At 63.5% G+C, this 13038-nt stretch carries 8 protein-coding genes; all 8 read right to left on the bottom strand.

The features are described from left to right. Positions 1–11: 11 nt before the first annotated feature. Positions 12–1472 (bottom strand): DUF1501 domain-containing protein, encoded by a 1461-nt coding sequence (locus GC162_09330; protein ID MBI1368839.1) that lies wholly within the window; start codon positions 1470–1472, stop codon positions 12–14. A gap of 12 nt (positions 1473–1484) precedes the next feature. Next, complete coding sequence (locus tag GC162_09325) at positions 1485–3557, bottom strand: DUF1553 domain-containing protein (GenBank protein MBI1368838.1); 2073 nt, start codon at positions 3555–3557, stop codon at positions 1485–1487. 1046 nt (positions 3558–4603) lie between these two features. Continuing rightward, positions 4604–6289, bottom strand: coding sequence for an iron dicitrate transport regulator FecR (locus GC162_09320; protein ID MBI1368837.1), 1686 nt, complete (start codon positions 6287–6289; stop codon positions 4604–4606). Further along, complete coding sequence (locus GC162_09315; protein MBI1368836.1) at positions 6286–6855, bottom strand: sigma-70 family RNA polymerase sigma factor; 570 nt, start codon at positions 6853–6855, stop codon at positions 6286–6288. Before GC162_09315 ends, GC162_09320 begins: the two co-directional genes overlap by 4 nt. A gap of 383 nt (positions 6856–7238) precedes the next feature. Further along, a complete protein-coding gene (locus GC162_09310) occupies positions 7239–7694 on the bottom strand; it encodes a hypothetical protein (GenBank protein MBI1368835.1) in 456 nt (151 codons plus the stop codon). Between the two features lie 139 nt (positions 7695–7833). Further along, positions 7834–10662 carry a CHASE2 domain-containing protein gene (locus GC162_09305; GenBank protein ID MBI1368834.1) on the bottom strand — a complete coding sequence of 943 codons (2829 nt, stop codon included), beginning with the start codon at positions 10660–10662 and terminating at the stop codon, positions 7834–7836. Between the two features lie 192 nt (positions 10663–10854). Next, on the bottom strand, positions 10855–11679 hold the full coding sequence (locus tag GC162_09300) for a hypothetical protein (protein ID MBI1368833.1): 825 nt from the start codon (positions 11677–11679) through the stop codon (positions 10855–10857). Between the two features lie 65 nt (positions 11680–11744). Then, positions 11745–13010 (bottom strand): hypothetical protein, encoded by a 1266-nt coding sequence (locus tag GC162_09295; protein ID MBI1368832.1) that lies wholly within the window; start codon positions 13008–13010, stop codon positions 11745–11747. Positions 13011–13038 lie beyond the last annotated feature (28 nt).

Raw genomic sequence — 13038 nt, 5'->3', positions numbered from 1 at the left:
GAAAAAATATTTTATGCAAGGATCGGGTGAATCACCTCGCCCGCCACGTCCGTGAGCCGGAATCGCCGGCCGTTGTACAGGTAGGTCAGCTTCGTGTGATCCATGCCCATCAGGTGCAGAATCGTGGCGTGAAAGTCGTTGACCGACACCTTGTCGACCGCCGCCTTGTGCCCGATTTCGTCGGATTCGCCGTAGCTCGTGCCCCCCTTGACGCCGCCGCCGGCGAACCAGGCGGTGAAACAGTGCGGATTATGATCACGCCCCGGCTTCGCGCCCGTCTGGCTCAGAGGCAGACGCCCGAACTCGCCCGCCCAGATCACCAGCGTCTCATCCAATAGCCCCCGCTGCTCCAGATCGGCCAGCAACCCCGCCACCGGTTGATCCGTCTCGCCCGCGAACTGCGAATGGTTCCCGACGATGTCGTTGTGCCCGTCCCATGAACGCTGGTTCTCCATGCCCCCCGAATAAATCTGCACGAAGCGCACGCCGCGCTCGACCATGCGCCGCGCCGTGATGCACTGACGCGCGAAGTGCGTGCACTTCTTGTCGTTCAGGCCGTACATCTCCTTGATGTGCGCCGGCTCCGAATCGACATCCAGCGCCTCCGGCGCCGCTGACTGCATGCGATACGCCAGTTCAAAACTCTCGATGCGGGCCGTCAACTCCGCTTCGCTCTCGTTGCCGTTCATGTGTGCATGATTGAGTCGGCCGATCAGGTCCAGTTGTCTGCGCTGCTGCGCTTCGCTCATCGCCTTGGGCCGATCGAGATTCGCGATCGGATCGCCGGTCGGCTGAAGCCACGTGCCCTGATACACGCCCGGCAAAAACGCCGCGCCCCAGTTGGCCGCATTGCCCTTGGGCAGCCCGCGGCCGAGCGGATCGCTCATCACCACAAACCCCGGCAGATCCCGGCTCACGCTGCCCAGCCCGTATGTCACCCATGAACCCACACATGGAAAGCCCATGCGCGGCATGCCGGTGTTCATCATGAACAGCGCCGGGCTGTGGTTGTTCGACTCCGTGTGCCCCGAGTGAATGAACGCCATCTTGTCCACGTGCTCGCCGAGGTACGGGAAGATTTCGCTGACCATTTTGCCGCACTGCCCGCGTGGCGTGAACTTGAACGGCGACTTCATCAGCGGGCCGACGTTTTTAGCGAAAAACCCGGTGTTTTTGTCGAATCCCGCCAGGTCCTTGCCGTCCATCTTCTCGAGCCCCGGCTTGTAGTCCCACGTGTCGACCTGGCTGGGCCCGCCGTTGATGAATATCCAGATCACCGCCTTGGCGCGCCCCGTCGTGTGCGACGGCACCGGCGCCATCGGGTTCAGCGCCCGCGAACCGAGACTCGCGCCCTGGGCTGCGCTGAGCAGACCTTCATCATTCAAGAGCGACATCAATCCGAGCAGGCCCGCGCCCGCGCCGCAGCGGGCAAGCCACTGGCGACGGGAGAAGATTCGTTCGTTGGGGTTCATGGTCATGATGATTCACTCCATGTAGAGAAATTCGTTGAGGCCCATCAGCGCCTGGCAGAAATCGATCATCGCCAACCGCGGCGCGTCCGCCTTCTTCGTCGCCTGATACGAGGCGATCTGCTGATTGATGAAGGCCTGTGCATCGGCGCGTTCCACCTTCGATGGCTCGCGATTGAAGGCGAGGCGATACGCATTGCCGATCGCGTCGTCGCCCGACATCTTCGTGACCCGCTGGGCGAAATCCGTCGCATAGGTCCGCGCCTGCGGGCTGTTCATGAACATCAATGCCTGCGGCGCGATTGTCGTCGACGCCCGGGCGCCGATGCTCACCAGATGTTCGGGCCAGTCGAAGAGCATCATCGTCGGAATCAGCTTGCTGCGCTTGATGGTGAAATACACGCTGCGCCGGGTCATGTTCTCGTCGAGCGTGCCCTGGCCGTACATCGCGCTGTTGAGTGTGCCGGCGACGCTGAGCATGGTGTCGCGAATCGCCTCGGCTTCGAGCCGCCGCGGCGACCATCGCCAAAGGTACAAATTCGTCGGATCGATCTGCGTGCGCTGCGAATCGCTGTCGGCGCTCTGCATGTATACCGCGCTGGTCATGATCAGCTTCTGGAGCCGCTTGAGTTTCCAGCCGTGCTCGATCAGATCGCTCGCCAGAAATTCGAGAAGCTGCGGGTGCGTCGGCCGATCGCCCTGCACGCCGAAGTCATTGGGCGTGGCGACGATGCCGCGGCCCAGATGATGCTGCCAGAGTCGATTGACGATGACGCGGGCGGCCAGATGTCCCGCGCCGTGATCGACATCCGTCATCCAGTTCGCCAGCGACGCGCGCCGATAGCTCGTGCGGGCGCCCGCAGGCGGCGCGATGCGCCAGTGATTCGCGTCCAGCCCGTCGCGTTCGAGCACCTGCAAATAGCCCGCCTCGACCACTTCCGTCTTCTGATTCACATCGCCGCGCTTCAGCAGGTAAGTCTGCGGATAAAAGTGCGGGAACCCGCGATCGTCGGCATGATGTTTGACCGGTTTGAGGCCTTCGCTGGTGATCTGAATCTTCTCGTTGTGCGACTTTGGGGCGGACTTTTCGCATTCGAGCACCGCAGCATTGAGCTTCGACCACTGCGCATCGCGCGGCGCGAACCACGCAAGCAGCACCTCGCGCGAGGCATCGGGCAGCGTGTCCAGCGTCACGCCCTCATCGATCTGCTTCAACGCCGCCGCCACCTCCGCGGGCGGCCCCGCATCGCCGACCGCCACCGGCGCGTCCGTCGTCCCGCTCACCGAAAGGCGCGGCCGGCCGATGTTGTGACTCGTGTTCACGCGGAAGTCCATTTCAATGGTAAGTTCCGCGCCGTCGTCGAAGGTGATCGGCTTCTCGAAGTCGAACACCGCCGCCTGCGGCTTGCCGATGCCGCCGAAGTCCACCGCCCAACCGGTTTTGGGGTTATCGTCGAGCGAGGACGCCACCGACAAACCCGTCTGGTTCTGCTCATGCGTCGCGCGAGCGCGCGTCAGCTTCACCGCCACGGGCTTCTGATCGCCGCCCAACTGTTTGACGCTCACTTTCAGATCGCTCAGCGCGAAGTTGCCGTTGCTCGCCCGACCCGGTCCGCCCTTGACCATCGACGGATCCGTCAGCGCTTCGATGCGCAGCTCGGCGATGGACTTGAGCGGCGTGGTGACGACGAACGTGTAATGCTCGTCCTTCGCGTTCGGACCCTCGGCCAGCAGCGACCCGTCGTCCTGCGGCTTGAACGTCGCCCCGCCGCTCGAATTCGCCGAGACGATCGTCGGAAGCAACCATGCACCCCGCGCCGCCGCACGATTCGCCGGATTGGCGAGCCACTTGATCAGCGCCTGCCGCATCGGCCCCGCCGCGTAATCATCGCGCGCTTTTTCGGCCGCATCGTGCCGGGCGTCGTACGCCTTCTGAGCCGCGTCGTCCTCATCGGGCGCGACGGAGAAATCGATGTCGTTGCGGATCGCCGTCGTGAACACGGCGGCGAAGCGGTAGTAATCACGACTCGGAATCGGGTCGTACTTGTGATCGTGACAGCGGGCGCAGCCGATGGTGAGCCCGAGCATGGCCTCGCTGGTCGCGCGCGCCATGTCGTCAAGCTCATCGTATCGGGCCGACTCGAATTCCTTCTCGGTAAGCTGCGTCGGAAACGCCCCGGCGGTCAGAAAGCCCGTCGCCACCATCGCCTGTTCGTCCCGCGGCGCCAGTTCGTCGCCGGCAAGCTGCCACTTGAGGAACTGATCGTAGGGCATGTCGTCGTTGAAGGCCCGGATGACAAAGTCGCGGTAGTGCCAGGCGAAAGGCCGATCGTAGTCCTGCTCGTAACCCATCGACTCGGCGAAACGCGCCACGTCCAGCCAGTACGGCGCCCACCGCTCGCCGTACTGCGGGCTGGCGAGCAGGCGGTCGATGAGCTTGCCGTAGGCATCGGGGTCGGTGCTGGCGACGAACGCCTCGACTTCCTCCGGCGTCGGCGGCATGCCGATCAGATCGAAATAGGCGCGGCGGATGAGCGTGCGCCGATCGGCGATCGGGTTCGGCTCCAGCCCGCGCGACTCCATCTGCGCCAAGGCATACCGATCGATCGGCGTGCGAACCCACTTCTCATGCTTCACCGGAGGCGGATCGACCGGGTGCAGCGGCACGAACGACCAGAACTGCCGATCCGAATCATGAACGATCATCTCCTTGCGCGCCCCTGCGCCGTTTTCGATCAGCGGCTTGTCGTATGGGGCGCCGAGATTGATCCAATCGGCGATGAGCTTGATCGACGCGTCGGGCAGCTTGTCCTTCTTGTAAGGCATGTGCGGCGTGTCGAGATGAGCGACATGGCGATACAGGGCGCTGCCGTCGGCATCGCCGGGGGTCAGCACGGGGCCATGATCGCCGCCTTTGATGAGCGATTCGCGCGAGGCCAGGTCGAGGCCCGACTTGACCTTTTCGCCGCCGTGACACTGAAGGCAGTGGTCGGTGAGGATGGCGCGGACGCTGGTGGAAAAGAGCTTCAAGCCGGCGGCCATGTCGGCGGCGTGATCAGCGGCATGCGCGGACCGTCTCGACAGGGCGACACACAAACACATCATGATCAGGCGACGCATCATGCAGGCACTCGTTACTGAGGTTTGCCCGCCTCGTACATGCGGCTGACTTCGTCGGCGGCAAGCGGGCGGGAGAAGATGATGAACTCGTCGATGGAGCCGTTGAGCGTGCGGGCCTTGTCGGCGGGTCCGTTGTACTGGCTCCAGTTGCCGATGGCGGTCGGGCCCATCGTCAGGGGTTGGTTGGCGGTGATGGATTCGGTCGAGACGACGCGGCCGTCGAGGTAATGCGTGACTTTGCCGGCGGGCGCGTCGTAGACGGTCACGAGGTGAACCCATCGGCCCAGGTCTTCGGAGCCGAGCAGATGTTTGGCAGTGTAGTAATTGTGCGAGGGGATTCTCGAATTACCGCCGACGCCGAGAATCATCTCGCCTTCCCAGGTGACGTGCCAGTGCGGATGCCCGGGGCCCCACGAATCGGTGAGCATCAGCGAACTGAGCCAGCGGTCGAAAGCGTCGAAGCGGACCCACGCCGCGAGCGTCAGCGATTCATACGTGCCGGGAATGCTCACGCGCACCCGATCGCTGAGGCGTTTGAACTGAAGCGCGCCCTTGCCGGGCCAGCGGCCGGTGGACCAGTCGCAACCGACAATCGCGCCGTCGCGCGAGCCGTCGGAGTTTTCGCGCTGATCGCGCAGTGTGCGCTGCCATGCGGGCTGATCGTCGAAGGTGTAGTAGAGCACGACGGAGGGATCACGCTTGATGCGTTCGCTTTCGAGCTTCCATGTCGCAAGCCGCTGATCGCGATCGCGGTCGGCGAGGGTGGCGAGCCGGGCGGAGGACATGAAGGCGTGGTCGTCGATGGAGATCGGCGTGAGCGAACCGTTGGATTCAAGGCGCATGCCGTGCCCCGTGGTCAGACTCATCGGCGCACCGTCGCGGGGGTGGTGCAGCTCGACTTCGCCATCGAAGACATGCACCTCGGCGTGACCGGTCGCATCGACGTTAAGTCCAAACTCCGTCCCGAGATCGACGACGTCCATATCCGCGGCTTCGAGCGTGAAACCGTGCGCGGGGACGGGGACGTGCGCACGCACGCGGCCGCTTCGGACGATGCCGCGCTTGGCGCTGACAAGCTCGAATTTCGCCGGGCCTTCGAGCACGACCGTCGCGCCGCTGTAGAACTCGATCTGGGCCAGGCCCTTCGTCAATTCGATCATGCCCGGTTTGAGCGCCGCCCCGATTTCGGTCGGCGTGTCGCCCCCGGCCCATGCGGCATCGACCGCCCGGGTCAACACGGCGATCGTCCGCGGGCCGGTGTCGACGTCCGTCTGCTCGGACGGGTTGGCCTCCGCGATCGTCGGGGCCGACGGCGCCGCGGAATTGTCATGGCGCTGCATCAGCAAAGCCGCCCCAAGCGCGACGGCCAAGAGCAAACTCGCCGCCAGCGCCCAGCGCGTGAGCACCATGCTGTGCCTCGACACGGCCGGGGGCGCCGCTTCGATGCGCTGACGCAGCAGCGCTTCGCTGAGCATGATGGCGGCTTCGGGCGATTCGCCGTCGGCGGCGAAGCTCAGATCGGTGGCGTAACCGCGAAGACCGGCGGACTGGTTCATGTACTGAAGGTAAATCCGCCGCGCCTCGGCATGCTCAGCGAGCAGCGATTCAAGCAGCCGCGCCTGCTCATCGGTCAAGGCGTCGTCGCGCAACGCGGCGAGAAGCGGGCGCATCCGCGCATGCAATGTTTCGTCATGATTCATAGCTTATCCGCTCCGGTCTTGCGGTTGACGCAGTCGTGCAGCGCGTCCTCGATGCGGGCGAACGCCTTGTAGAGCCCCTGCACCGGCCGGCCCACCGCTTCGGCGATCGCCTTCACCGTCGCGCCGATTTCATAGCGCCGGCGAATCAGATCGCGATCCCGCGCCGGAAGTTCGGCCATGCACTCGGCCAGGGCGGCATGACGCTGGTCCATCTCCTGCGTCATCGATTCGAGCTCGCGGCTCATGGCGTCAATGAGCGACTGATCGAACTTGAGCCGACTCCGCCGGCGGGTCTGCAAGTGGGTCATCACCTTGTTGCGCGCGATGGCGAAGGCCCATGCGGTGAAGCTCGTGCCGGGCTGATAGTCGGCGAACTTGCGCCAGAGAACGACGCTGGTCTCCTGAAGCACATCGTCCGCGTCGGCGAGATTGGGCAGCAGCGCCAGGATGTAGGTGTAGATGCGGCGCTCGTTGGCCATGAAAAGGCGGATGAACCGCTCCGCGGCATCGGCGTTGGGCTCGTGCATCGGCAAAAGTCGCCTCGCATCAGACTTTAAGGAAATCATATCCGGCGGCGGGTCTATCAGATAATCACGCTCACATGGCGAATTGGAGGGCGCGCCGGAAAATTATTGTTCGCAAAAATGTCCTGAACGCAACCAGCGCAAGGATCGACAATACTCTGCGATGCGATCTGGCCTGCTCCCCAAAATCTGATTCAGCGGCTATGAGAGTCTCAGCGGCCCGGATGGGCCAGGAGACTTTCGATGTCGGACAGCAAGAAGTGCAAGCGGCACAGTGGCGAGCAGATCATCGGCAAGCCGCCCGTGCGGCCGCTCCATGACGTAAGGTAATGGGGGATGATGAGGCGGGGTCATTGCCATTTTTGGGACTATGACTCTCGGCCCTCATTTCTTCCCAGTTTCAGAGTGGGTGAGCAACTACGTCGCTAATATGGTTGATAGTGATACATGAGGCGGTTTTGACCCGCATTATTGTGCGTCACCCATGCCTGCTTCAAGTACCCAGCACCATCGGACTCGTAGACTGTCCACTCCGAATCCGTTACGGCTGCTCTCCACCACTCCGGGCAAAGCGCAAGCACGTCTTTGTCGAATCTTGGCTCGATCTTTTGGAACTGATCTGACTTGAGGATGATCCCCAAGTCTGCATCGTTGACGACGAACTCCAAATAAGATTCATATCCTTCCGCAATATTCTGGTCGCCAGTTTCGTAACGCAACATGCGCAACGACGCTGGCGGCGGGCTAACAACAACATGCTCAAAATTTCCTTGCGGTGACCGGTCCGGAGGCCAAGCAATACCGGCGATGATCATTGCGAATAACAAGATCGCAAGACCGCAGCCAATCTTGAATCCGAGCTTCACCTGGCTTACTCGCATGTTCGTTCCAGGCAACGATGCAGGTCCGGGCCTGCCCGGACACGAATGACGAACGCATGAACATCATACGATGAACGCCCGCCGCTCGGTAGCGCGGGAGCGGCGTAGGTTCCGGGCCTGCCCGGACCGGTTGCCGAAATTACTTTTCGCTGAGCACAAGCTGGCCGGCGAAATCCTTGGGGGGAGTGACGAGGTATTTGCGGCAGGTTTGGCGGTAGAGGTCGGTCAGTTTGTCGGGGCTGAACATGGCGTCGAGCATGTCGGCGGCGTTGATGCACTCCCACCACTGGGAGGCGACGTAGGCGTCGACCATCGTCTGCGTCATCGTCACCAGCTCGCGCTGACGGTCGGTCGCGGCTTCGATGAGACACAGCGGGTTGTAGGTGAGGACGCCCGCCGACTTGCCGACGACCTGAAGCCGGCCGACCGGTCGGAAGAGGAACTTGCCCTCGGCGAGTTCGGCGGTGCGGGAGGAGAGCATGGTCAGCGAGCCGACGGCTTTGTTGGCGGATTCGAGTCGTGCGGCGAGGTTCACGACGTCGCCGAGCACGGTGTAGTCGGAGGCGTCGGGCGGGCCGGCGTCGCCGACGATCATGAGCCCGGTGGCGATGCCGGCGCGCATCTTGACGTTGGGGAGGTTGCGCTGGGTGAGCGTTTCGTTGAAGGGGTCCATGGCCTGCTGCATGGCCATGACGGTTTCGATGGCGTGCTGGGCGTGGTGGGGATTGTCGAGGGGGGCGCTGAAGAAGAACATGATGCCGTCGCCGAGGAACTTGTTGACGAATCCGCCGCGGGCGCGGATGAGGGGGACCATCAGGCCCATGTACTCATTGAGCAGCTCGACGGTCTTTTCACCGAGGCGTTCGGAAAGGGTCGTGAACCCGGCCAGGTCGGTGAAGACGACGCTCATCTCCTTCTGCGTGCCGGCGAGATGGGCCTGTTCGGGGTGCTCGATCACGTAGCTGACGAGGGCGGGGTCGACGTAGGCGCGGAAGCGGCGGGTGATGCGGGCGCGTTCGGCGCGTTCGGCGATGAAGCGCATGACGGTGCAGCCGGCCCATGCGGCGATGACGGCGAAGGCCGGGGAGCCCAGGTCGGCGACGATGTTGCCGTAGTCGAACATGACCAGGCAGTTGAGAAGCGTCCAGCCGAGCAGGATGCTCACGGCCGCGACGGCCGCCCGGGCGGGCGAGAAGCTGGTGACGAGAAACGTGGTCATCGCACCGAGGACGAGGATGACGGTCGGCGTGAACCAGAGGGGGGCGGCCTTCCAAAGGTCGCCGTTGAGGATGCCGTTGTAGATCATGCCGTGCACGACGACGCCGGGGCAGCGCGAATGCAGCGAAGTGGGCACGAAGTCGGCCGCCGCCGCCGTGGCGGTCCAACCCATGAGCACGGCTTTGCCCTGAAAGATCTGCTTGAGCAGGTCACGCTTGTCGTGCAGCGACTGTTCGAGCGTTCGATTGATCTGAAGGACGCCCTTGAGCCCGCGATACAGATTCATGAACGCCTTGTCTTCGTCGCGTAGTTCCTCGGGCTTCATTTCCTCGTAAAACTTCATGTAGTCGGCGGCATTGGCGAGGATATACTCGATGGTCGGAATGCGCGCGGAAAAATCATCGAGCGGCGGGATCTGCGCCGCGTACGCCGTCGCTTTCGCCCCATCGAGCAGCGGCAACAGCTTGCTGACGGCGAAGTCGATCTGGTGATTGTTGCCTGCGAGCCGTTCGCGAATCTCGATGACGCTCCAGACGGTATTGAGCGGCACGTGCTGGCGCGGCTCGCGATAGTCGGGAAAGTCGTACATGTCCTTCCAGTCCTCGCGCGGCCCGAACCAGGGAATCTCGACGAAGCCCGAGTAGCTTCGGCCCGCCGCCTCGATGTAGTGCTGACGCGTGGGGATGACGACCTGCGTACCGTCGGGTTTGGGGATGATGACGGTGTGATCGGTGATGATCAGGTCCTTGACGTCCACGCCCATCGTCAGACACGCCAGCGCAAGACTGAACTGCGGGTAGAGCCGGCCGCGGTATTCGATCCACAGGGGCACGCCTCGGACGACGCCGTCGCTGAAGGGGACGTAGGTGACGTACCCGCTCATCGCCGCCGCGCGCGCCAGGCGCGTGATCGGCGCGATGTCTTCGTAGCCGTGGAGCATCTGCGGCAGCTCGGGCCGCATCGGCTTGGAGAACTTGTCGAGCGAGTGGATCGCCTGCACGTGGCGGAACTGCCGCTCAAAGAGCCGCAGCACCGGCGTCGTCACATACAGGTTCTCATGCGGAAGAAGCTGCGCCGCCGCCTGCGGAAACGTCAGGTCGTCGTGCGAAAGCAGCGCATCGATCCGCTCGTACATCGCGCCCTTGCGCGCCTGAATGTAGTAGTCGGTCAACTCCGGTCCGCCGTGCGCGATCAGGTCGTTGGTCGGCGAGAGGATCTTGACGACCTGCGGGAGATCCAACTCCAGGTTCGTCGTCAACAGCGTCTGCATCGCGTCCTTGAGGGGATTGGTGGCGACATGCGGCGTCGGCGTGATGGCGATGGGAATGAGCACCCGGCCGAACTCGCGCACCGCGCGTTCGAACTCGGCGTCATCGTCGATGAGTTCGGTGGGCTTGCCCTCCGCGTCGATGCCGTAGCGCGGCTCCTGGGGCTCGCCGAAAATCACGTCCATCGCCAGCGCATCGGTGCCCGCCAGATGAAGCTCGTCAAGAATCTCCGCCAGGCGCCGCCGCGGCCAGGGCCACGAACCGACGACCTCCAGCGCCGCGTCGTCGATGTCCAGGTGCACGAACTTGTCCGACGGCGGCGGCGTGAAGAACTGAAAGTAGGCGACGCGGCGATGGTAGAGCCAGTATTCGGCGGGCGTCAGCCAGCCGGCGCGATCGGCCGCAAACACCAGCGCCGTCAGCGCCAGGCCCACGAGCATGGTGTGCGTCCATCGCTGCCGTTCTACACGCGTCATGGCCATGAGGCGTCAAATCGCTCCGTACGGACGACTTATGCATCGGTCCAAACATGATATCGGAATAGACCGCACCCGTACCGGAGTCTTTGCGAATTGAAAATGATTCGGCCGCGACACGAAGGAAACCCGCGGCGAACAATGCGTCAGATGAGGGTCACGCGGCGGTCAAACCGCCCTGCTGTACAGTTTCGTCGCTCAGCCGTCGAACTCGGACAAGTGATGATAAACCTCTTCCATCTGCGTGCCCTTGTTGCCCTTGACTTCGTCGGTGATGTCGTTGGTGGTGTCGCGGTAGGTGCCGTCGGGGTTCTCGCCGTTGAGTTCGTCTTCGGTGTCGGTTGAACCCTTCTTCTGAGGATTGAAGGTGTTGGTGCGAAGAGCAGTCTTGATGGGGTTCGCGTCCTTGTCGGTGGTCAGCACCTTGTTGGGAAGGGGAATGTGACGGAGGAGGCCGTTGGCGTCGTGCATGATGGCGGATGCTTCGTGCTCGGTGCAGTAGACGATGGTCTGGAACGCATCGGTGACCATCGCACCGGCGGACCCGCGGACGGCCAGCGAAGCGGTCGGGGCATGAATCACCGATTCGTGCTCCACGCCGCCCGCCTCGACGCGCAGCTCCGATCGGCCGTATTTGAGGCCCAGGTCCATCTTGATCGCCCCGTTGGCCTTGATGGCGTCGAGCACCTTGATCGTGCCGAGCCGGTCGAGTTTGACGATCTGTGTGTCGCCGACCTTGAACTCCACGGTCGAGCGCGGCCCGGTCCGGAACTCCGCCCCGTTATCGAGCTTCATCCCCACCGTGGCCTTGACCCACGGCTGATCCTCGCCCTGCCGCACCTGCACCAGTCCGGTCACCGAAGTGATCTCGGTCGTCATCGCGGCGCCGGCCTGCTCAGGCGCCGCAGCCGGAGCGGCGGGCTTTTCCGCCTGGGGCGCGTCCGCCCCCCAGACGACCGAAGCGGTCAGGAGCGTCATGGTGAGCACGGCTCGTCCGATGCGGAGGGGATGGAATGAAGTCATGACACCTCAACTTTACAATGTACATTGAAACGGGGCCAACCGGAAGCACGATTCATTTTCCTAACTCAACCGCCGCCGGGCACGACCACGTTGAAGTTCGAGCTGAACTGCCCGCTGGTCAGGGTGCCGGTCTTGGTGACGGAGGTATGTCCGTTGTCGCCGGAGAGGATCAGCGTGAAGGGGGTGGTGGCGTTGCCGTGCGAGCTGAAGTTATGGACGAAGAAGGTGTAGGTTCCGCCGGGGACGCTGGTGCCGTTGACGGCGATGTTCTCCACGCGGTAATCCGGAGCGGCGTCGATGACGCCGCCGGTGTTGTCGTGATCGAGCTTGGCGATCGCGCCGCCGCCGTTGAAAGTCACCATTGTATTGGAGAACGAGACTTCGTCCTCCGAGGGCAGGATCAGGTGCAGGTCGAGGTCGGCGGTGTTGTTCCAGATGAGCTGCCCGCGGATCTGGCCGGTGCCGCCGATGTTGATGAGGCCGCCGCCGCTGTTGTCGGCGACCATGTCCTGCATCATTGAGGTGTTGCCCGCACCGGTCAGACCATTGGTGTCCACGCCGCCGCCGGCGCCGGTGAAGGTTCCGGTCGGGTACTGGGCGTAGAGCGTATTTTCGGTTTCGGTCGAGCCACCCTGCTGCGGGTTGAACGTGTCGGTGGAACGGATGGCGTCGGTCGAGTCGCCGTTCTTGTCGGTGGCGAGGACCTTCTCAGGCAGCTTGACCTGCACGACCTTGCCCTTGCTGTCTTTGACGGTCGCGGTGGCCAGATGCTCGGTGCAGTACACGACGGTGCCCCATGCATTGGTGTCCATCGCACCGGCGGACCCGCGGACGGCCAGCGTCGTACCGGGGGCGTAGATCTTCGACTCGTGTTCGAGACCGCCGCCGGCGTCGACCTTCAGTTCCGATCGGCCGTACTTGAGGCCCAGATCGGTTTCGACCTTGCCGCCCTGCTTGATGGCGTCGATGACTTTGATGGTGCCGAGGCGGTCGAGACTGACGATCTGCGTGTCGCCGACCTTGAACTGCACCTGCGAGCGCGGCCCGGTGCGGAACTCGGCGCCGGCGGCGAGCTTCATGCCCACTTCCGCCTTGACCCAAGGCTGATCCTCCGCCTGCCGCACCTGCACCAGACCGTTGACGAACGTCACGACCGTCGCCAGGTCCTGCACCGGAGCCGCCGCATCCGCCGGCTTCTCGGCGGCGGGCGCTTCGGCGGCGGGCTTCTCCGCGGCCGGCGCTTCATCAGCCGCATGCAACACACCGGTCCATCCGCCAAGCACGAGACTCAGCAGCGTGACGAGCAACATGTTGTGTTTGTGATTGTTCATGGTTTTATGCCAGTGCAACGAGACTGGC

The sequence above is a fragment of the Planctomycetota bacterium genome (genome assembly GCA_016125255.1).
Classification (GTDB): Bacteria; Planctomycetota; Phycisphaerae; order Phycisphaerales; family Zrk34; genus RI-421.
Note: the sequence above shows the minus strand (reverse complement) of the source record. Positions and strands in the feature narration are given on the sequence as shown.